At 71.9% G+C, this 20049-nt stretch carries 15 protein-coding genes; 7 read left to right on the top strand and 8 right to left on the bottom strand.

Going from position 1 to position 20049, the window contains the following annotated elements:
- Window positions 1-65 precede the first annotated feature (65 nt).
- The 3 genes from ACZ3I4_RS36390 (at window position 66) to ACZ3I4_RS36380 (ending at window position 3235) form a co-directional block, all read left to right on the top strand.
- A complete protein-coding gene (locus ACZ3I4_RS36390) occupies window positions 66-878 on the top strand; it encodes a helix-turn-helix transcriptional regulator (protein ID WP_465386639.1) in 813 nt (270 codons plus the stop codon).
- Between the two features lie 99 nt (window positions 879-977).
- The gene (locus ACZ3I4_RS36385) at window positions 978-1931 is read left to right on the top strand and encodes an NADP-dependent oxidoreductase (protein ID WP_465386638.1); all 954 of its coding nucleotides are present in this window, start codon (window positions 978-980) and stop codon (window positions 1929-1931) included.
- Window positions 1928-3235: an FAD-binding oxidoreductase gene (locus ACZ3I4_RS36380; protein ID WP_465386637.1), complete on the top strand. Its 1308-nt coding sequence runs from the start codon at window positions 1928-1930 to the stop codon at window positions 3233-3235. The genes ACZ3I4_RS36385 and ACZ3I4_RS36380 overlap by 4 nt, the downstream gene beginning before the upstream one ends.
- Window positions 3236-3367: 132 nt before the next feature.
- Here ACZ3I4_RS36380 and ACZ3I4_RS36375 read toward each other — a convergent pair whose 3' ends face one another.
- Window positions 3368-4333: a pectate lyase family protein gene (locus ACZ3I4_RS36375; protein ID WP_465386636.1), complete on the bottom strand. Its 966-nt coding sequence runs from the start codon at window positions 4331-4333 to the stop codon at window positions 3368-3370.
- Window positions 4334-4560: 227 nt separating this feature from the next.
- Here ACZ3I4_RS36375 and ACZ3I4_RS36370 point away from each other — a divergent pair, with 227 nt between their 5' ends.
- Entirely contained in the window at window positions 4561-5100 is a 540-nt protein-coding gene (locus tag ACZ3I4_RS36370; protein ID WP_465386635.1) for an RNA polymerase sigma factor, read from the top strand.
- Window positions 5097-6173, top strand: a complete 1077-nt coding sequence (locus tag ACZ3I4_RS36365) for a hypothetical protein (RefSeq protein WP_465386634.1) — start codon at window positions 5097-5099, stop codon at window positions 6171-6173. The genes ACZ3I4_RS36370 and ACZ3I4_RS36365 overlap by 4 nt, the downstream gene beginning before the upstream one ends.
- A gap of 68 nt (window positions 6174-6241) precedes the next feature.
- Here the strand turns inward: ACZ3I4_RS36365 and ACZ3I4_RS36360 are convergent, their stop codons facing one another.
- Both ACZ3I4_RS36360 and ACZ3I4_RS36355 read right to left on the bottom strand, forming a co-directional pair.
- Window positions 6242-7945, bottom strand: coding sequence for a DUF6311 domain-containing protein (locus ACZ3I4_RS36360; protein ID WP_465386633.1), 1704 nt, complete (start codon window positions 7943-7945; stop codon window positions 6242-6244).
- Between the two features lie 112 nt (window positions 7946-8057).
- Window positions 8058-8780: an SDR family oxidoreductase gene (locus ACZ3I4_RS36355; protein ID WP_465386632.1), complete on the bottom strand. Its 723-nt coding sequence runs from the start codon at window positions 8778-8780 to the stop codon at window positions 8058-8060.
- 87 nt (window positions 8781-8867) lie between these two features.
- Here ACZ3I4_RS36355 and ACZ3I4_RS36350 point away from each other — a divergent pair, with 87 nt between their 5' ends.
- The gene (locus tag ACZ3I4_RS36350; protein WP_465386631.1) at window positions 8868-9425 is read left to right on the top strand and encodes a TetR/AcrR family transcriptional regulator; all 558 of its coding nucleotides are present in this window, start codon (window positions 8868-8870) and stop codon (window positions 9423-9425) included.
- A 68-nt stretch (window positions 9426-9493) separates the two neighbouring features.
- Window positions 9494-9880 (top strand): HPF/RaiA family ribosome-associated protein, encoded by a 387-nt coding sequence (locus ACZ3I4_RS36345; RefSeq protein ID WP_465386630.1) that lies wholly within the window; start codon window positions 9494-9496, stop codon window positions 9878-9880.
- Between the two features lie 156 nt (window positions 9881-10036).
- On the opposite strand, the gene ACZ3I4_RS36340 is transcribed toward ACZ3I4_RS36345, so the two are convergent.
- From ACZ3I4_RS36340 to ACZ3I4_RS36320, 5 genes are read right to left on the bottom strand one after another with little or no spacing between them, the layout of a single operon-like run.
- A complete protein-coding gene (locus tag ACZ3I4_RS36340; protein ID WP_465386629.1) occupies window positions 10037-12559 on the bottom strand; it encodes a hypothetical protein in 2523 nt (840 codons plus the stop codon).
- A gap of 26 nt (window positions 12560-12585) precedes the next feature.
- A complete protein-coding gene (locus ACZ3I4_RS36335) occupies window positions 12586-15138 on the bottom strand; it encodes a Clp protease N-terminal domain-containing protein (RefSeq protein WP_465386628.1) in 2553 nt (850 codons plus the stop codon).
- Complete coding sequence (locus ACZ3I4_RS36330) at window positions 15138-18095, bottom strand: hypothetical protein (protein WP_465386627.1); 2958 nt, start codon at window positions 18093-18095, stop codon at window positions 15138-15140. Before ACZ3I4_RS36330 ends, ACZ3I4_RS36335 begins: the two co-directional genes overlap by 1 nt.
- A complete protein-coding gene (locus tag ACZ3I4_RS36325) occupies window positions 18085-19089 on the bottom strand; it encodes a hypothetical protein (RefSeq protein WP_465386626.1) in 1005 nt (334 codons plus the stop codon). The genes ACZ3I4_RS36330 and ACZ3I4_RS36325 overlap by 11 nt, the downstream gene beginning before the upstream one ends.
- On the bottom strand, window positions 19086-19787 hold the full coding sequence (locus tag ACZ3I4_RS36320) for a DUF6338 family protein (RefSeq protein ID WP_465386625.1): 702 nt from the start codon (window positions 19785-19787) through the stop codon (window positions 19086-19088). The genes ACZ3I4_RS36325 and ACZ3I4_RS36320 overlap by 4 nt, the downstream gene beginning before the upstream one ends.
- Between the last annotated feature and the right edge of the window lie 262 nt (window positions 19788-20049).

The following is a 20049-nucleotide window of genomic DNA, read 5'->3' as shown; positions in this document are numbered from 1 at the left end:
GTCGTGCGGCCCGGCCGCCGCACGTCCCGGTCGGCCGGTCGGACGCGGAAGGCTGGGGAACAGACATGGACCGGGCACTGCTGGCGGACTTTCTCCGGTCCCGGCGCGAGGCGCTGCAACCGGAGGACGTCGGGCTTCCCCGCGGGCCGCGGCGGCGTACCGGGGGTTTGCGGCGGGAGGAGGTCGCGGCGCTGGCCGGCATGTCGGCCGATTACTACGGCCGGATCGAGCAGCAGCGCGGCCCCGTGCCGTCGGAGCCGATGCTGGCCGCGCTCGCCCGGGCCCTCCAGCTCGGCCTGAGCGAACGGGACCACCTGTTCACGCTCGGCGGCCACTCGGCGCCGCGGCGGGCGGCGGACGAGGACCAGGTGGTCAGCCCCACGATGCGGCGGGTCGCCGACCGGCTGGCCGACACGCCGGCGCTGGTGCTGTCGCGCTTCGGCGAGGCCCTGTTGCAGACCCGGCCCGCGGTGGCCCTGCTCGGTGACTACACCCGGTTCAGCGGATGGTCGCGATATCTGGTCTACCGCTGGTTCACCGACCCGGCGCAGCGCGCGCTCTATCCGCCCGAGGACCACGACAAGCGGGGTCGGGTCTTCGCCTCGGAGATCCGGGCGGCTTACACGGCCGACCCGGAGGGCCGCGCCGGCGAGATCGTCGCCGCGCTGCTGGCCGTCAGCCCCGAGTTCGCCGAGGTCTGGCGGCGCCACGAGGTGGACATCAACCACCATCTCGACCTCAAGCGGTACTGCCATCCCGAGCTGGGCGAGATGGAGCTGTACGCCCAGCGGCTGGTCGACCCCGACCAGGGCCAGGAGCTGCTGGTCTTCTCGGCGCTGCCCGGCACCCCGAGCCACGAGAAGCTGCAGAATCTTTAGACCCGGACGACTTGTCCGTGGATAAGTACGGCCTTCAACCGGATTTCCGATCGCGCCAGGCTGGAGCAGCCCAACACGGGGCGCACAAAGGAGTTCGTGATGAAGGCAGTTCGTTTCCACGAGTACGGCGACCCGAGTGTCCTTCGATACGAGGACGTCGAGCAGCCCGTTCCCGGCGCCGGGCAGGTTCTGATCCGGGTCGCCGCGACCTCGTTCAACGGCGTCGACGGCAACATCCGCGCGGGGTTCATGCAGGGGCCGATCCCGGTGACGCTGCCGCATACGCCCGGCATCGACGTCGCGGGCACGGTCGAAGCGCTGGGTTCCGGCGTGACCGGGCCGGCCGAGGGCGATCGGGTCATCGGGTTCCTGCCGATGGCGGGAGTCGGCGCTGCTGCCGAGTACGTTCTGGCCCCGGCCGAGATCCTGACCAGGGCGCCCGCGAGCATCGCCCTGGCCGACGCGGCCGCGCTGCCTCTGGTCGGGCTGACCGCCTGGCAGGCGCTGTTCGATCACGCCAAGCTGACGGCCGGGCAGCGGGTGCTGATCAACGGCGCGGGCGGGGCGGTCGGGGGTTATGCGGTGCAGCTGGCCAAGCAGGCCGGGGCGTACGTGATCGCCGTGGGCGGCCCGCTCAGCGTCGACCGGGCCAAGATCGCGGGCGCGGACGAGGTCATCGATCACACGAGCACGGAGGTGAACGCGGCGGTGCGTGAGCCGGTCGATGTGGTGCTCAATCTGGCGCCGATCGAGCCGACCGGGCTGGCCGCTTTGCTCACGCTTATTCGTACGGGCGGGGTCCTGGTCAACACCACGGTGTGGATGCCCGCGCCCAGCGACGAGGCGCGCGGCGTACGGGGAATCGATCTGTTCGTTCGCAGCGATGCCGGGCAGCTGGCGCATCTGGTCGAGCTGATCGACCGGGGTGAGCTGCGCGTCGAGGTGGCCGAGCGGGTGCCGCTGGCCGAGCTGCCGGCCGTCCACACGCGGGCCGGCGCGGGTGAACTGCACGGCAAGGTCGTCATCGCCGCGGAGACTCCGGAACTCCGGTGACCGGCGCCGGGATCGCCCCGTTCCATCCGCCCGGAACCGCCGAGTACGCCCGGGCCGGCGCCTCCTTCCAGCTCGCGGCGCCGGTCGACCCGGACGGGGCGTTCACCGCCCGTTCCGTCGGTGACGTCGTCCACGCCGTCGCCGCCGCGCGCCGGGCGGGCCGGCCGCTGCGAGTGACCACCACCGGCCATGCGATGGGCCGCACCGCCCCGCTGACCGGTTCGCTGCTGCTGCGTCCGCGGATCGAGGCTCCCGTACGGGTCGATCCGGCGGCCCGGACGGCCCGGGTGCCCGCCGGCCGGACGTGGGGCGACGTCCTGCCCGAGCTGGTCCGGCACGGGCTCACCGCTGTGCACGGCTCGTCGTCGACCGTCGGGGTCATCGGCTATCTGCTCGGCGGCGGAATCAGCTTCTACGGCCGCCGCTTCGGCCTCGCCGCGAACTGGGTCCGCTCGTTGACCGTGGTTCTGGCCGACGGCGAGGTCGTCGAGACCAGCGCCACGCGCCGCCCGGATCTGCTGTGGGCGCTGCGTGGCGGTGGGGGCGGGATCGGTGTTGTGGTCGAGGCCGAGATCGACCTGATGCCCATGCACAGCGTCGTCACCGGCATGGCGGTCTGGGACCCCGCCGACGCGTCCCGGCTGGCCCCGCTCTGGCAGAAGTGGGCCCGCAACGCCCCGCCGGAGATCACCACCACCTTGCGCCTGCTGTCCCGGGACGGGCGCCGGGTGCTCGCCCTCGACGGCGCCGCCGCCGTCCCGGCCGAGTCAGACCTGCCGGCCGCGCGGCGCCTGGTGGACGACATGCTGTCCGCGCTCGACCCGCCCTTGACCAGCACCTGGGCGCCGGCCTCACCGCTGGCCCTTCCGCTGACCCACCTCGACCCGCCGCAGCCGGTGGCCTTCCGGTCGGACTCCGCGCTGCTCAACGAGATCGACGACACCGGCTGGGCCCGGATCCTGAACGCCGGACCGGGCCTGCTCGCGCTCGAGCTGCGTCAGCTCGGCGGCGCCTTCGCCGATCCGGTGACGGACGGCGGCGCCCTGGACCGTCTCGCGGCGCCGCTGCTCTATCACGCCGTCGGTCTGGCCGGTGCGGACACCGCGAGGGTTCTGGCCGCGGTCAGGTCGGCCGTCGAGCCGTTCCGGACCGGATACACCGCCCCCACCTTCATCGACCATTTCGACCAGCGGCAACGGACGCTGGACGACCACACCCGCGTCCGGGTCGAGCGCATCCGCCACGGTGCCGACCCGACCGGCCTGTTCGCCGGCGACGTCGACGCGATCCGCGACCAGTCCTGAAGGGACACGACATGGTCGCCGCCCTGGCCCGGTGCGTCCGGGTCGCGGAAGTGGCGGACGGTGACCGGTCCGGGTCCCGCTGGCGGCCGGCGGCTTCCCGTCCTCCCACGTGCGGGCGGGAAGCCGTACGGGCTAGATCTTGCCGGTTCCGGCCCCGGCGGTCACGGTGGCCTTCACGGTGTTGTTGGCTTCCGGGCTGTACGAGTAGGGGATCGCCGCGACCGAGGCGCCGTTGCGGACCTGCTCAGTGCCGGAATTGACCCGGTAGTTGTTCAGGACCTTGATGTTGCCCGGGTCCGAGTCGCCGGTCTGGGTGACCGTCGGGTTCTTCACGTTCTCGAAGTAGTTGCGTTCGACGAAGACGCCCGCGTTCTCGGTGGACGCCACCCCGTACGAGCCGATGTTGCTGTAGTAGTTGTTGAGCACGTGCACCGGGTTGGCGAAGCGCACGCGCGGGTGCCGCTGGTTGGTGCCCTCGAACCAGTTGTGCACGTAGGTCACGCGCAGGTGGCCGAGGTCCTGCGAGCCGTTCCCGTCGTCGTGACCGAGCAGCATCGACTTGTCGTGATCGTGCAGCCGGTTCCACGACACCGTGATGAAGTCCGACCCGCGCTTGATGTCGATCAGGCCGTCGTAGCCGTTGGCCAGGTCGTTGTGGTCGATCCACACGTTGGTCGTGCTGCTCTGCACGTTGATCGAGTCGTCGCTCGCGTTGCGGAACACCAGGTTCCGGATGATCACGTTCTTGACGCCGGACAGGTTGAGGCCGCCGCCGGTGATGCCCGAGCCCGATCCGACGCCGATGACCGTCTTGTTCGATGCCACGCTGTACATGCCGGAGATCGAGATCAGGCCACTGACGCGGACGGTCTGCGACGTGCTGGCGCTGAGCGCGGACTTGAGGGCGGACGCCGAGGTCACGGTGACCACGGTGCCGGCCGAGCCACCCGGGGTGCCGCCGTTGAGACTGGCGAAACCGACCGGGCTGCTTTCGGCGGCCGACGCCTCGACCTGGCCGGTGGCGAGCACGCCGCCGACCATGAGGACGCCGGCCGAGAGAGCGGAGATCAGCGTCCTGCGACGCTTTCTTGCGGGCATTGTTTCCTCCGTACGTGGGGGGTGCGGCGCCACGTGTCGGTGGAGGCGCGCGGCGCCTTCCTGAGCCCGGGTAAGCGCTTACCAGGGCGTAGTCAGAGTACGCATCCATGGACATCAATGTCACTGGCCGGGTGGAATCGGGCACCTGTGAAAACAATCGGGGGATCTTTGCAGTCTTTTCCCGCGGGCCTGTCACGATGTGGCCGCAGCCGGACATAGGAAGTTACGTGGGCAACGACGACGAGGACCGCTTCCGCCGGGTCTATCAGGATTCGTTCGAACCGCTGCTGGCGTACGCGCTGCGGCGGGTCGATCAACCGGCGGACGCGGCGGACGTGATCGCGGAGACGTTCCTCATCGCGTGGCGGCGTGGCCGGCAGATGCCGGACGGGGACGAGGCGACGTTGTGGCTGTACGGCGTCGCCCGCCGGGTGCTGGCCAACCACCATCGCGGCGGGGTGCGCCGGGAGCAGCTCGGCGAACGGCTGAGACAGCGACTCGGCGACACCTTCGCACAAGATCCCGGTCACGAGGTGCCGGAGCGGCTCTCGGTGCGCGCCATGCTCGGGCGGCTGGCCGAGCCCGACCGTGAGGTGCTGATGCTGACCTTCTGGGAGGGGCTCGAACCGCGCGAGGCGGCCCTCGTCCTCGGGGTCAGCCCCACCGTCGCGCGGACCCGGCTGTCGCGGGCCCGCGCCCGTTTCCGTGAACTGGTGGAACCGTCCGACCCGGTGGCGGCCGCGCAAGGCCCGAAGGAGCAGCGATGACCGGCAAGTCGCACGAGCAGATGCTGCGCGAGGCCGACCCGTACCGGCCTGGCCCGTTCCTCGCCGCCGACCAGGAGCTGCTGGCGCAGATCATGGCCGAGCCCCGCCGGAAGCCCGCCCACCGGCTCGCGATCGTGGGCGTGGCCGCCGCCGTGCTGGTGGCCGCGGTCGGCGTCGTGATCGCGGTGGGCCGGAACTCGTCGCCGCCGCCGGTCCCGGCTGCTCCGTCGCCGTCACCCTCGGTATCGGTGGCCCCGCCGCCGCCCGGGTCCGGTTCGCTGCTCGAGCCGCAGAAGGTGCGCAAGGCGGCCGAGGAAGGTCCGCGCATCCTCATCGGCGAGCCGGGCTGGAAGATCATCCACCTCGAGCCGTTCGCCGATCACATGGGCGAGATGGCGTGGGAAAAGGCGGACACCATGATCAATTTGTCGTGGTATCCCGAGTCCGAGTACGCCGGCCGCCGTCAGGACAAGCAAAAGGGCGCGGAAAAGGTGAAGATCGGCGACTACGCCGGCTGGATGGTGGGCAACGGTGGCGGCTCCCTGCGGGTGATGACCGAACCGCGCGAAAGCGACGGAGTCTTCGCCTCGATGGACAGCGGCGAAGGCTTCAGCAGAGCCCGATTCCGTACGTTCCTGGCCGGTCTGCGGACGGTCGACGTCGACGCGTGGAGCGCCGCCGCCTCCGGTGACGTCACGCGCAGGGGCGAGGCGGGCGACCGGGCCTACCGCTTCTTCGCCAACGGCGGCCTGTCGAGGCCGCCGACCTGGGACGACCCCGAGCTCGACAAGATCCCGGCCACCGCCACGGCGCTCGAATTCGATACGGCGCTGTCGAAACAGGCCGCGTGCGGCTGGCTGACCGAGTGGCAGCGAGCCAAGGCGGGCACCGACACCCGTGCCCTGCAAGAGGCCCGCGAGGCCCTGCTGAGCAGCAGCAACTGGACCGTGCTGCAGGATCTCGAACGGCAGGGCTCCGACCTGCGCAAGACGATCACCAAGATGGCCACCCGGGTAGCCGGCGACCAGGCCGGCGAGGCGGAGATCAAGGGGTACCGCGACGCTCTGTGCTGACCGGTGCGCCGATGCGCCGATGTGCCGGTTCGCCGGTTCGCCGGTCCGGGCCGGCCGGGGCCGGGCCGTCAGGGCCGGCGCACGTCCCAGAGCCACACGTCGGAACGCCGCTCGCCCGGCCCGAGCAGATCCACCAGCAGCGTCCTCAACTGCGCCTCGGCGGGCGGTGATCCGAGGACGACCACGGCGGCTTTCCATCGGAGGAGGTCGGCCCGTACGGACCCGCGGATCTCGGCGGTCACCGGCGGCACCCGGCCGGTGAGCATGACCTTGTAGAACAATTGGGCGGTGACGACGCGGGCCGCCGGGTTCATCCGGGCGACGCCGTGCTCGTCGGGGCCGAGGAAATAGCCGCACGGGACGGCGAACTCGTGCCGGGCGACGGCACTCCAGCCAAGCGTGGGGCGGCCCAGGTCCAGGCCGGGCAACGGCACCGGTACGAGGGTGGAGCCGGCCGGAACATAGGGCCGCCACGCGCCGGAGGTGATGAAATCCGGGGGCCGCGTGTCGGGCACGGTCTGAAGCGGCACGGGCAGCAGGGGAAGCAGGGACGCGGCGATGACGGCCCGCCCGAGCCGGGCGAACCGGGGTGCGTGCTCCCAGCCGAGCGCAACCAGCACGACAACGGCGCCGAGCACCGCGTACGAGAGACGGCTCGGCATGATGAGGCCCAGCACCGGCGTGCGGTCCGAGATCAAGGCCCACGGCCCCGGCACGTACGTGGGAAGGCCGTTGATCTTGATCTCGGGACCGAGGGCGGCGAGCGCGAAGACGACCGCCACGACAGCCGCGATGCGCGCGGCGACCGAGACCCGCCAGAGCAGGAACCCGAGCAGCACGGCGACGACGGCCAGGGGCCACCCGAACCAGCTGTTGTGCTCGGTGCGGCTGAACGGCGGCTCGGTGCCGAACGCGCCGGCCGAGTCGCGGGCCAGGCTGACGAAGGCGGCCACATCCTCGCCCCACCAGTGAAAGTCCGGCAGGGCGCGGTAGCTCTGCGGCCCGGCGAACTGCATCCACAGCGGGTAGGCGCACAGCGCGGACACCACCACGGCGCACACGGCGAGCGACGTTGCGAACGTACGCCATCGGGCCCGTGCCACCTCGGGCCGCTGCCGGGCGTAGACGCCGACCACGACAGCCAGTGCGCCCGCCGTGATCAGCAGCATCTCCTCGTTGATGAAAACCTGCCACGTCACCAGCAGGCCCAGGATCAGACCGTCACGGAACCGGCGGCCGTCCACGCCGAGCCGCAACACTTTGACGACGATCAGCGGCAGGAGGAAGTGGGAGACGAAATTGGGCTGACCGCTCGCGTGATTGATCACGCCCGGCGCGAAACCGGCGAGGGCGCCCCCGGCGAACGCGGCCGCGCGCGAACGAACCAGATGGCGGGCGAGCGCCCAGTAGGTGGTGGCCGCCGTGGCGCAACAGGCGCCGACGATCCACACGACGTAGACGGTCTTCGGCCCGAGCAGCAGGGTGAGCGGGGCCAGGGGAATCGTCACGCCGAGTACGGAGGTGTTGGCCATCATGTTCACGCCGTCGGGCACGTTCTGGCGCATGGAGAACAGCGGATTGCTGAGATGACGCACGGAGTAGGCGCCGTGCGCGAGCAGCCATTCGAACCAGGTGTTGTCGATGGCCAGGTGCGCGGCGACGCGGCCGTCCGGGTCGGTCAGATATTGCGCCATGACGACGAGGCCCAGCATCAGAAAGACGCCGAGGGCGGCGGCATCGGCGCGAAATCGCCTAGGGGCGTCGCCGGTCACCAACCATTCCCCCCGAGCTCGGTGCGGCTCAGGTCATGGTTGCATCAGCAACGGCTGCCCGATCCCGGAACGGCGGAGATGGTGACCGCGCTGCGTTCCCCTCGACGGGCGGTCAGTCCTGCACGGTCGGGCGGATGGTGAGCGAGCCGATCTCCACGTCGGCCGGCTGCTCGACGGCGAAGCAGATCGCGCGGGCCACCGCGACCGGGTCGAGCCCGAACTCGCGCATGCCGGCCTGGATGCGTTCCCGCGCGGCCGGGTCCATGCCGTCGGCCAGTTCGGTGCGGACGAAGCCGGGGGAGATCTCGGTCGTCCGGATGGCGCCGTCGGTCGACTCGGTGCGCAGTCCCTCCATGATCGTGCGGGCCGCGTTCTTCGTCGCCGCGTAGACGGCCATCGTCGGCGTGATCTTGAGGCCGGCGGTCGAGACGATCGTGACGATGTGCCCGTGCCCCTGGTCGCGGAAGACTGGCAGGACGGCGGCCAGGCCGTGCAGCAGCCCGCGGACGTTCACGTCGATCATCGCCGTCCAGTCGTCCACGCCGAGCTGATCGAGGCGGCCGAGCCGGGCGATCCCCGCGTTGTTGACGAACACATCGACCTTCCCGTACGCGTCCAGCGCGCTCCGGACCAGGTGGCGGACGTCGCCGGGGTTCGTCACGTCGGCCGGCACGGCGATCGCCTGCCCGCCCGCCCCGGTGATCTCCGTGGCCAGGGCGTCGATGCGTTCGCGGCGGCGGGCCGCGAGCACAACCGCGTTCCCGCGCGCGGCCAGCATCGTCGCCGCCTCCTGACCGATCCCGCTGCTGGCGCCGGTGATGATGACGGTGCGCATCCGGACTTCCCTTCGTCTAAGTTGACAGGTGTCCGCTTCAGTGTGCGGCTGTTCCGGACACGTGTCCACTTAAGGGAGTTTCGTCACATGGCCGAACGCAGGACGCGCGCCGACGCGGTCAGCAACCGGGCGCGCATCGTGCAGGTCGCCCGGGAGCTGCTGACCTCGACGTCGGAACTCCCGATGAACGCGGTCGCCAAGGCCGCCGGCGTCGGGCAGGGCACGCTGTACCGGAACTTCCCGACCCGGGAGGCGCTGCTGGCCGAGGTCTACCGGGCCGACGTCGACCAGCTCGTCGCCTCGGCGCCGGACCTGCTCACACACCACGACGCGGCCACGGCGTTCCGTCTGTGGCTCGACAACGTGGCCGACTATGCCCGGGTCAAACGCGGGGTGCTGGCCGCGCTCGAGCCGAACTCGTGGAACGAACTCGCCGCCGGGCACACCGGCCCGATCGGCGGGGCCATCGACCTGCTGCTCGCCGCGGGCCGGGCCGAGGGAACAATCCGTGACGACGTCGGCTCCCGCGACGTGCTCGTCCTGCTCGGCTTCCTCTCCCGCCTGGAGGAGGCCGAGGCCGGAGAACGGGCCCACCACCTGCTGGATCTGCTCTTCAACGGCTTGCGGCGGACCCCGTACGAGTGAGCTGTTTCATCCGGTCCCGGAACGGGGAAGAAGATCACGCACCGTTTCAGCCGATTCGAGGAGATGTGATGACTGCTGTGACCGATCCCGCCACCGTCAGCGAATGCCTTCGCGCCGGGGCCGGCTTCTCGCAGGGCGACCTGAACTGGATCGCCGAGCAGTTCGGCACGCTCGACGCGCGGCTGGCCGCCTTCCACGCCGACTCCACCGAACTCGAGGTGTCGGTGAAGGACCGGGAGGCGCGCGGGCAGAAGGTCACGCTCGAGTGCTGGATCGCCGGCCGGCAGAAAATCGTCACCACCTCGACCGAGGAGGACCTGCGGGCAGCCCTCAACGACGTCCGCGACGACCTGCGCCGCAAGCTGAACGACTCGAAGACCAAGCAGGAGCCGCGCCACAACCGCCACCTACGCGAGGGCGCCGAGGTCGAAACGGACGGCGAGCTGATCGAATAGTCACGCGTTGCCGGCCGACGGGCGTCCGCAGCGGACAGTCCTCAGGCCGTCGCGGCAGCGCCGGAATACTCCGTAACAACCCCGCGGCCGACGTATTGGCCGCGGGGTTGTTCGGTGCCGACCCAAAGGTTGGCGTCGAAGGGTCGTAACTCCAGGTCAGTCAAGGTGCGGGAGGACGGCGTTGCAGGCGGCGGCCGTGCTCGGGGCGGCGGCCGCCAGCGCGCGCAACTCGGTCGCGGTCTCCCAGATCACGTACGACTGGACCGCGGCGCCCCGGGCTTTCCGGACCGCGGCGATCGCCTCGTCCGCCCGGCCGAGAAGCACATGGCACTGCGCCAGCCCCAGCCATCGGTCGCCGCTCCACGCGCCGGCCGGCCGCGCCTGCTGCAACTCGGTCGCCACCCCGGCCTCGGACGCGGCGTCCGCCGACCAGCCACCGGCGAGGAGGGCGGTCGCATACGTCCGGCGAGCCTCCGGCAACTCCGGCGCCAGATCGACGGCGAGCCGAGCCTCCCGCAGCGCCCGCTCCGGATCACTCAGCGCCAGGCAGGCGTCGGCCGCCGTGACGCGACTGGTCCACGCCTCTGAATCCGCCCGGATCGCCACCTCGGCGTCGGCCAGCGCCTCCTCCGGCCGGCCGAGTAGCTGGTGGAATCCGGCCCGCATGTTTCGCGCGTAGTGCCCGTCCGGGTCCATCGCGATTGCCCTGTCCAGCGACTCCACCGCCTCCGGCCGTTGCTGCGCCACCCACAGGACGAGGCCGCGGTAGGCGTGCCCGAGCAGGCTCCCGCCGGTCTGCTCGTCGACGGCGTCGAGGTCGATGAGCGCCTCGGCCGTTCGGGCCAGATATCCCAGCCGGCGCGCGCGTCTCAACCGAAGTGGCCAGGTCACACTCGTGACGGCGATCGCCGCGTCAAGCACGGCGACGGCCGCTTCCGGTCGTTCGGCCTGCCACAGCTCGTCCGCGATCTGCGCGGCGCGGCCGCGGAACGCGTCGTCGTGCCGCCGCCCGGTTAGCAGCACCGGGAACTCGGCCTCCAGGCTGTCGGCGGCATCGTCGCTGCGGCCGAGCGCGGTGAGACAGGCCGCCCGTATGCGGTGGAACTCGGCCCGTTCGCGGAGACCGAGCGTGGCCGCGTTGCGGTCGAGCAAGTCGAGCGTCCGATCGGGGGCGGTGCGGGCACATCGGCGGGCGGCGTCCAGGACGATACGGTTCAGCGCCGCCTTGTCCAGCAGCCGGTGGTCGCCGAGGATCCGGGCCAGGTAGCCGAACGCCTCCCCGGACGCGTGGCTGGCGTCGGCTGGATCGCCGAGCAGCAGAGCGAGATAGCCGGCGGCGTACACCGCGGGATCGCGGCTCGCCATCAGACGCAGCACCTCCAGCCGTTCCTGATCGAACCGGGCGACGGCCAGTCCTGCGCCATCGTTGAGCGCCTCGCGTCGCAACGCGCCGAGGGCGACGTCGACCGTCGGCCCGCCGAGGACCTCGGCGATGTGCACCGCGACGCCGGCCGCAGCATCCCACTCCCCACGCTGCTCATGGATCTTTCGGATCTCCTGGTAGAGATCACGCGCGGTGCCGCGGTCGTCCTCGTCCGTGCCGTGCTGCCCGAAGAGCTCGGCCGCCTCGGTCAGCGCCGCGCGCCGGCCGCGGACCGCGCCGGCCTCCTCGAGAGACCAGGACCGCCTGGCCAGGGCCCAGGCCAGGTCCCTCCAGGACTCCCCGCCGCTGTCCGCGAACCGCGCACGGGCCACGCGCAGGCCGGTCGCCGAGGCCTCCAGCGCGAGAGCGCGGTGTCCGATGCGAGCGAGGTGCAACGAGACGCTGCGCAGCGCACGCAGGTCTGCGCGGGTGAAGTTTTCCGGGTCGATCCGGCTCAGGCCGCCGTAGACCGCTTGCAGACGCTCGATCAGGGCACCCGCGTCCTGATCGAGCAGCCAGCCGCCGACCGGCCCGGCGGCTCCGGCCCAGTCGCCGATCAGGTCGGCCTGTGCGTACCAGCAGATTTGAGAGCTGTACCGCTGCCTGGGTTCGAGCCGTGCCGCCTGCGGAACGAGTCCGGCCCCGGCCAGGATCGAGGCGGCGGACGCGGCGTCCGCGCCGCCCGGCTCGACTGCGAGGGCCCAGCAGATCCGTTCGAGCGCGTCGTCGGCGCCGGCCAGCAGTTCCCGGACGCCGGCGTACTCCCGCGCCGCCTCCTCGTCCCGGCCCCGGACCCGCAACGCGGACGCCCGGTCCAGACCGGCCGACGCGCGCTCGGTCCGGTCGGCACCGGCTATCACCGTGTCAGGCCGGTCTGAGCCGGCGAGCACGGCCGTGACGATTCGCGCGTTCGCCAGCAGGCGCTTCAGCCGGGCGTCCGGACGGCGGACCTCGGCGGCCGCCTTGCCGAGGTGGTCGGCGGCCGCCTCGTGATCGCCGCCGCGCGCCGCAGTCAGCGCCATCAGCAACCGGGCCCGCGCCTCGCCGCGGCTGCGGGCGGGCGAGTCGTCAAAGGCGGCGCCGGCCAGCCGCCAGGCCAGCTCGAAGATTCCGAGCAGGTAGGCCAGGTTGCCGGCGCGCAGAGCGAGCGGCCAGCGGCATCGCGTCCCGGCCGGGTGGCGGGCCAGGATTTCCAGAGAGGCGTCGAGCGCCTCGGCGAGCCGTCCGGCGCTCTCCAGCCGAGCCGCCCGCCGCACCGCGGCCCGATCGTGCCGGCACCCTCTCATGCGACGCGCATGACGGGGCGGTGGGTGTCCATCATCCGCCTCGCCTGCGGGGTCAGCACCGGCAACGGCCGGCCCGCCGGCTCCTGGGACGCCTCGGACGCCGCGCCGATGTCCTCCGGGCCGATCCAGCGGGAACGGCGGCGCCATGCGGCCGCGGCGGCCGCGCGGGTCAGGTCGGTGGCTCCGGCCGGCGACCGGCCCGGGTCGCCGGTCAACGCTCGTTCCAAGTGCGACACCTCGATTCCCCAGCTTCGGTCGTGATCGGCAGTGTTGCGGGCCGCCGTCAGCACGGCACGCGCCTCGGATCCGACCCGGACGTGACTCCGGCGCGGGTCAGCCGGCGCGGCCGGGGCGTGCAGGCCGGCCCGGAGATGGGCGGGGGCCAGGATGGCGCCGGGCGCCTCGGCGGCAAGGTCGAGCGCGGCGCCGATCGCCAGCCAGGCCGGTAGCGTCAGCCGATGCCGGCCCGCGACCGGACCCGCGGCGAAGAGCGGGGCGAGCCAGGCCTCCCGTGCCGGGCCGAGAAGGTCTGCCGTGATCCGGACGGCTGCCTCCTCGAGGTCCACCCGGTGCCGAAGGAGGACCGCCGCGCCGCCACTCCCGGAGTCGGCCAGCAAGGCCAGCAGCAGGTGCGCGGGCCGCACCCGGGTCTCGCCGGCCCCTCGGGCCACCTGAAGGGCGGAGCGAGCCAGTGTCCACAGAGCTGGGTCGGCCTCGGTGACGTCGTCCGCGCCGGAGGCGTACCACGACGAAATCGTCCGGCGCAGCTCAGCGAACGTCCCGCCCATCGGCATCAGCAACTGGGCGCAGCCACCGTCGGACAGGGTGGCGAGCAGAACATGCTCCGGACCGACATGGAGGTGCCCCAAGTCACGCGCCATCTCCACGGCCAGCGGCAAGGTCCACGCCCGGCCTCCGGTCTCGGCCGTCAGGCTCGCCAGCCAGGCAGGCTCCGGTATGACCACCGCGGCCGGCACGGCAGTCACCAGCGACGGCTCGGTGGTGTCCGGCAACGGCTCGGTGGTGACCGGCAACGGCTCGGCGGTGACCGGCAACGGCGCGGATGATGATTCGGGCGGCGGTCCCCAGACCGCCCGGAGAGTCGCCTTGTCCGGCGAAGGCGCAGGCGATCCGGCCAGACGGTCGCGGGCCGGGCCGAAAACGTCGGGACGACCGGCGGCCAGGCGATCGAAGAGCGTACCGGCCTCCGCGCGGCTGGGCGATGGTGGTTCCGGCTCGTCGACGCCGGTCAGATGCCGCAGGGACTCCGCGACCTCCCGGCGGCATCGGCCCCAGACGACGAGTTGGTGTTCGTCGGCCAGCACGTGCGGGCGGTGGTCCGCGACCGCGAGCGCCCGGCGCAGCAGGCCGGCAACCTCGGCGGAAGAGTCAGCCCGGCGATGGCCGATGATCGCGAGCGAGCGCAGCAGGCGCACCTCGGCCAGCCGCTCGCCGAGGTGACCGGCGATGTCGACCGTCACGGTCGCCATCTCCTGTTCGTCATCGTCCAGCGTCCCGGACGGCGAAGCGGCAACAGCGGCCACCATGCCATCGACGCCACCCAGCATGGCCAGCCAGCCCGGCCGGTCGGCCCGCCGTATCTTGATGTTTCCCAGGGCATCGCGGATGTCTTCATCGGAAATTTCCTCGTGAATCCGGTTGACCGCGCTGACGAAGGCCAGCCTCGCCTCCCCGGCCTCGCCGTTCGCCAGGATCCGCCACCCTTGCCGGTTCAGCAGGCTCACGAAGCGCACGTTGTTGCCGGGCTTCAACCCCTGCCCGACCAGCACCGGGGTGAGCTCCTCGTGCAAACCCGCCACGGTGCGCACCGGCCGGTCGGCGAGGAAGACGTCAGCGGCGGCCCAGCGCAGATCCTGATCGGTGCGCCGGTCGCTCTGCGTCAGCCGCTGGGCACGCCGCAGAGCAGCGCGGGCCCTCTCCTGGTCGCCGAGCCCGAGCAGAGCCGTGGCGCGGGTCAGATGGGCGCGCACCGCGAGGGTCGCCGCCTTGCCGGTCGCGTCAGGCGAGACGTCAGCGGTCACCGCGTCCGCCAGCTCGGTCGCGAGCTGGAGGCTGCCGGCGCGGGCGGCGGCCTCCGCGGCCCGCAGGAGCAGCCGCGGCTCGCAGGGGGTCGCGGGCGGATGGTCGGCGATCAGGGCCAAGTATCCGTCCACGGCGGTCCGCGCATCGCCGTACCGAAGCTGTTCATCGGCATCGGTCAGCCGCGCCTTGACCCCGTGTGGGCAACGCAGCCGGGGCACCACCGGCACGGTCCTGTCCGGCAACCGGATCCGACCGGCGACGAACGACTCCCACGCGCCGTCCCAGAGCCGTAGCGTCACCGCGACGATCAGGAAACTCAGCGGAATGTTCAGACCGATTAGGGCGGCCACGGCGACCACCGCGGCCGAGATCGCGTGCCGGCTCGTGAGCAAGCAGACGAGCAGCACGGCCGCGCCATCTATCCACCCGAGCCGCGTGACGCAGACGAACGCGAAGAACGGGAAGGGCAGGGCTCCCGGCAGGAACGCGAGGACTCGCCGCAGCATCACCGCTCCCAACCGGCGCCGACGTACGCCAGCGACAGCCACGCTGCCGGGTAGGTGCTCTGATCCGCCCGCCACCGGTCCAATTCGCCGAGCTGCACCCGGCGGAGCGCCGCCACCGGGTCCGGTTCCGTGGAGAACCCAGCGATCAGCGCGTCGGTGATGCGCTTGACGTGCTTGTTGGCGTGAACGGTGTAGAGCGTGCAGCACACGTGGGTCGCCCCGGCCAGCACCACGGCGGCGCCCAGACCCAGCCACTCGCTGGTCGGGGTCTGCCCGGAAACCAGCTCGGGCGCGGTCCCGATGCCGATGCTGCCGCAACCGATCAGCACCACCCGCTCGGGCAGGGCGAACCCCGGCCCGGCGTCGCCGGACGGCACGAGGTCGGCCATGGTCAGCCGCTCGTTGCCCTCGTTGCCGTCCGACGCCAGCCGCAGGCCGCTGCGGGTGGCATTGCCGGGTTCGGCGTCGACGTGGCCGACGACGGTCAGCGTCCACGCCCGGTCGTCCGCGAACGTGCATAGCAGATGGCGGCAGTCCTCGCGGCTGAGCGGGCCGCGCACCACCCGATCGACGCCTTCGGGCTGGGTGAGGATTTCCATGTCGGTGTCGCCATGTGGAGCGGTGACGGCCAGCCGGGCGGGCCGGCGTCCGGGTCGGTCGGCTGTTCCCGGCCGCGGCCTCGCATAGATCACCGCCCAGGACGGCATGTGGATGACCGCGGCGCGGTCGACCACGCGCAGATCGGTGCCGGGCCCGAGCGGCAGCCCGGCGACCGGCAGGTGCCCGAGCGCGGTTGGCAGCGACACGACCAGGGTGCCGTCGTGGCTGCGGAGCAGGCCGTCGGCCAGCGGCTCGGGAAGGAAGGCTGCGGTGACGCGGGCGAGCAACTCGCGCTCCGCCTCCCGGGTGGCCTTCGGGCCGAGGGCGCCCGAGGACAGGCGCTCGCGCACGTCGTCCGGGCTTTCTTCCGGCAGGGTGAACGGCAGCGCCGCGAGCAAGGCGGCGTACGCTTCGGCGGCCGCCGAGTCCGCACCGAGCGGGATCCGGCCGTGCGACCAGGTGCCTCCCGGATCCCGAACGGCCCAGAAGCAGTCGTCCAGCACGGTCGCGGCACTCCAATACCAGGTGCGCGGCCCGATCGCGGCCAGTTCCCGGTCCAGCACGATCTCGGCGGCCGAGTCGTCGAGTCGCGGCAGCCGGAGACCCGAGCCGACCCGGACCCTGGGTGGCTGTCGAACCGGGCTGAGCCCCTGCAGGACAGCAACCGCTTCGGTGTCCTCGGCCACCGGACCGGAGACGATGACCGGCTCGCCGGCTCGCCGGCTCCCGGCGGCGACCGCGTCCAGCGCGCCCATGGCCGACAGTGCGCGTGAGTCGGTCGCCGCCGGCAGTGCCTCGCCGCGGGTCAGCTCGATGACCTCGGCGACCAGCGTGCTGTCGGCGTCCGCGGAGGCGAAGGCCAGCATCGTGGCGTGGGCGTCGAGTTGCGTCCGGCTCCAAGACTCGCGCCACTCGGCCGAGGGCAGCATGTATCGGCCGTGCTGGGCCGCGACCAGGGCGGACGCCGCGTAGGCGAGCGCCCGCCGCGGCTCGCCCGCGGCCTGGTCGAGCTTGGCCAGCAACAGCCGGCCGGTGGTGGCGGCCAGCGGGCGGCTGTCGGCGTCGATCATGGCAAGCGCTGCCACGACGTCCCTCCGCGGATCGGTGCGCGCCTCGGCCAGCCGGCCGACCTGCACGCTCGCCCGCAACAGCAGGTTGCCGGCTGTTTCGTCCCGGGCGGCGAACATGCCGATCCGGCCGTCCTCGCCGCCGACGAGAAACTCCAGCAGCACCGCGGCGTCGGTGGTCAGCCCCTCGCGGATCATCAGCCGGGCCATCCACATCTCGGTGGTCTGCAGCACGTCGAAGTCGCTCAGGCGGACGCCGAGCATCCGGTACTCGTGCACGGTGGCGAGGGCCTCGGCGACCGGCGCCTCGGCTATCCGGCGCTGTGCCTCGATCAGCTCCAACGCCCGCGCGTACCGCCGGCAGGACCGGGGTTGCAGCAGGCCCAGCGCGCGTGCCCGCACCTGCGCGACGTTGGCTGCGCCGCTGTGTTCAAGGATCGTCGCCAGCTGGGCGAGACACCATCCCTCAACGGTGGCCGGCGTGCCGTCACGCGGCTCGGTTGCCGTCGAGGCCAGCGACAGCGCGGTGTCCACCTCGCCCTCATCGAACGCGACCAGCGCCGAGCACATGTCGACGAGCGGTCGCAGGGCTTCCGGCAGGTCGGCGCAGGTGGCGACGAACGGCTCAGCGAGGTGGGCCCGGGAGGAGGTGGCCAGGTCAACCGCGTTGGCCAGGCGTACGGAACGGCCGGTGATCGCCAGCCGCAACCGGAGACGCAGCGGCACCATGCCCAGCACCGGCCCCCGCGCCCACCAGGGCGCGTCCCGCACCGGGGCCATCGCGCCGTAGCTGATCAACAGCCAGGCAGCGTAGACGCTGAGCACGCCGACCCACCAAGCGCGATGGTCAACCGCCGCCGCGGCGATCACCACCGCGCAGAGGCCCATGACGGCACGGCGATCGCGCCGGCCGACCAACGGGACGCACAGCGCCGCCAAACCGATCTGTGCGGCCGCTTGCAGATCCAGCGGCCAGCGGGTGGCCGCCAGCGCGGCGACGATGCCCGTCGCGACGGCCAGCCGCCACCACAGTGGACGAGCTGCCGTCCGGGTCAGCGGCCGCACCGCGTCGGCGTGGAACGAACCCAGTCGCTCGCCGGTGGTCCGCGCGGACCGCAACTCGCTTCTCGCGTCGAACGCGGCCAGCAACTGCTCGACCGCGTTCTTCGGTCCGAAGTTCCGGGCGGCGAGCAAGACCTCGACCGGAGTCGCCAGCTGGAAGATCCGCTTTTCCTCGGCGGCGTACTCGTGCAGCTGCCGCCTGGTGCCGACGGTCCGGTCAGTCGTCATCGAGCCCGAACCGCCTCATCAACATCGACCTCGCCGTGCCGCCGGCCTGCGCCCGCAACCCGCGCAGCGTCAGGGCGGGCTCGCCGACATCGACCCGCTTGATCGACAGGTCGTACCAGCACTTGACGATCGACACCAGCGCCGCCGCGATCACCGGCGCCAGCAAGCCGGTCGGCAGGAAGATCACCGGGAGCACGATCTGGGCCACCATGAACCAGGCCGGCGCCAGCGTCGTGATGGTCGCTCCGCCGATGATCAGCGGGTACGCGTACCAGGGCGCGTGCTGCCGAATCGCGACGAGCACGATGGCGATCATCATCACCTGCTGCACGACATTGATCAGGGCCCACCGGTTGGCCCGCACCTGCCCGTACGGCGAGCTCACGGCGTTCCGTCCGGACACGAGCTGGGCGTCGAGGATCTTCTTGAGGTCCCCCGATCGGGGGGTCGGGCTCCGCGTGCCGAGGTCGTCCAGGTCCGGCAGCGGCGGGATCTCGAGGACCGGCGGCGCCGGCGCGGCCCGGTACGCGTCGTCGTCATCTCGCGGCTCACCGTCGGCGACCCGGGCGAGCCCGGTGCGCAGCAGGTGGGTGTCGATCCCGGCCGTGCGCAGCGCCGTCAGTCCGGGATCGCCCGACTCGGCCAGCGCCGACATCAGATGCACCGATCCGAGCACCACGTCGTCCCGGCTGCGGCGTTCCTCGTCGGCGCGCCGCAGCACGGCCACCAGCGTTCCATCGCGCTTTTGCCCGGGCCCGTCCGGGTGCGACGGCGAGCGGATCGCGCGGATGAGATCGTCCGGATCCCGGCCGGTCGCGATCAGCGCCCGCGCCACCAGCGCGTCCGGCACGGCGAGGACCGCGACGGCCAACTCAGCCGGGTCGGGCAGGCGCCCGTCGTGGGCCTCCGATCGGGACCGCGCCTGTGCCAGCGCGGTCGCGACCACATGACTGACCGGGAAGGACTCGCCCGCCAGCAGAACCGTCGCGGTCACGGCGCGACCTGCGGCGCGGTTACCGGCGGCACGACGTAGGTGACCGTCATCAGCACCAGGCGTCGCGCGCTGATCGACACCGCGTTGACGTCGGGCAGCACCGCGCCGTCCGGCTCGCCCGACGGGCGGTAGAAGATCTCGCCACTCAAGGTCAGCTCACGATCGCTGTTCTCGACCGGCGCGCGGCTGTAGGAGTGCAGCTTGCCCGCGACGTAGCTGCCGTCGTCGAGCGAGCATCCGACGTGGATGTCGGCGTGGCTGTGCTCATGGAACAGCAGCCACCAGGCCGACTGCTGGGATTGCGTACGCCGGAGCCAATCGGCTCGCCGCCGCCGGATGCCGGGTGGGAGGACCCTTTCCCAGCGGGTCAGACCGGCCACGACCGCGATTCCGATCGTGGTGGCGACCAGGGCCACGCCCCAGGTGGCGACCAGCGGCAGGTGCGCGGAGATGTAGCGGCTCGAACCGAGCAGCATGCGGGAGAAGTCCGGCACCGGAAGTGAGAACACCCGGGCGACGATGCTCAGTACCGCGATCGCCACCAGATCGATCACGGCGCCCGTGAAGATGGTGACCAGCACCTCCTGGACGGCGCTTTCCACGCGTTCGGGTCTCTTGCGTTGCGTGATCCTGTGGTAGATATGGCCGGGCAGTGCGAAGACGATTGTCAACAACAGACTCACAACCGTCGTGGGCATGCGCTCTCCGAGGTCCAGGATGCAATTTCAGTGCACATTAGGCGGAGCCGGAGTCGAGTGTCCATAGACTGAGGGGGTACTAGATGCCGGACGAAAATGGACCGAAACCGGCGGATCCGCCGTCTGTTTCCGGGCATCTCGACGACGACGATCTGGGCGGTCCACTGGGCCAGACGACCGTCTCCGGGCAACGGCCACCGACCTCGGCGACGGTGCCGGGCGCTCTGCCGGCCGGTCCGAAACAGCCCGAACCCAAACAGAC

Source organism: Actinoplanes sp. NPDC021490 (assembly GCF_055562135.1).
The sequence above is the reverse complement of the archived record's forward strand: the minus strand, read 5'-3'. Positions and strand labels throughout refer to the sequence as shown.